This is a genomic window from Pseudomonas sp. P4_C3, from assembly GCF_056402075.1.
In genome coordinates this window covers 1-1,252 of sequence record NZ_JBFUIC010000631.1, presented here as the reverse complement: position 1 = coordinate 1,252, position 1,252 = coordinate 1, and the positions used below count along the sequence as shown (strand labels likewise).

Sequence of the window (1,252 nt, the reverse complement as noted above, 5' to 3'; positions counted from 1 at the left end):
CAGCAATGGAAGACGCTGACGGACTGATTCCGTCAGTCGGGCGTGGGCGCGCAGGGCGAGGGACAGATTCTTGCGCGGTTCCAGGGTACCGACACAGAGGAAGTATTCCCGCGCTTCGACGCCATGGGTCTTGAGTACGGCGTCGATAGCCTCGGGGGACCGCGGGTGAAAACGCGCGGCTACACCGAGTGGGGCGACGACAAATCGCTCGGTCGGTAACCCGAAATGTGCCTGGGCTTCGTCAGCAATGAACTGCGAGTCGGTCAGAATCAGGCTTGCCTGTCGCACGCCGTCGGCCACGCGCCGTTCGATTTCTCGCAAGCGCGCCGGTGGCTGCGTTTCGGGATAGTGCAGGTGAGTCAGGTCATGCAGGGTGATGACGGTCGGACCGTCGAACGACAGCGGCCACAAACTCGGTTCGTGGTAGAGGTCGATGGCTTGCGCGCGGCCCTGATCGAAGCGTTTCTGCTCTAGCCACCGTCGGGCCTGATAAGCCCCCGGAATCTGCCGCAGCAATGGCGTCAGTCGGGAATAACCGGGCATGGCCGCTTCCGGCAGCACATCACTCCAGCCCCAGCCATGAAACAGCGCCAATTCAATATCCGGTTCACCCGCCAGGGCGTTCGCCAGTTCGGCGACGTAGTGGCCGATGCCGGTGCGCGGCGCCTGGAGAATCCGCGCGTTAAGGGCAATGCGCATGTTGCCTCTCTTGTATGAGCGGCACGTCCGGGAGATTGCGCAGGGTGCGTGAAGCCAGTTGCGCACTGGCTTCACGCCAGCCGATCCAGCGCCAGTCCGCGACGTCGCGAGTGGCCGGGAATTGACCGCTGCCCTCGAAACCAATGACCAGATCAGCCAAGCTTTGTGGCTTGGCCAGATCGAAGTACGCCATGAACTCGCCGCCGATTTCGCGAAAGACCGCAATGTCGCTGCCCATGGCCGGCAGTCCACGCTGCATGGCTTCTACCAGCGGCAGGCCAAAGCCTTCCACAAAAGACGGAAACACCAGTGAGCTGGCGTGGGTGTAGGCATGCTCGAGGCTGGTGTCGCTCAGATCATTGAACATGAACAGTCGTTGGTTCAGCTGCGGGTGATTACGGACCCGGGCCAGCAGTGCATCGCATTTCCAGCCGACTCGCCCGGCAATGCACAGCCGGGCAGTGGAGCCTGCCGCCCAGGCCCGTTCGAAGGCGTCCAGCAGGTAGGCGTGGTTCTTGCGCGGCTCGATGGTACTGACCATCAGAAACACCGG

General features: G+C 62.6%; 2 protein-coding genes. Both read right to left on the bottom strand.

Annotated elements, in window-relative coordinates:
- Nucleotides 1-699, bottom strand: a 699-nt coding sequence (locus tag AC1DVH_RS31320) for a glycosyltransferase (protein ID WP_477757050.1), incomplete at its 3' end; no start/stop codon positions are given.
- Nucleotides 683-1,252: glycosyltransferase family 4 protein (locus AC1DVH_RS31315; RefSeq protein ID WP_477757049.1), on the bottom strand; the 570-nt coding region annotated here is incomplete at its 5' end. The genes AC1DVH_RS31315 and AC1DVH_RS31320, both read right to left, overlap by 17 nt.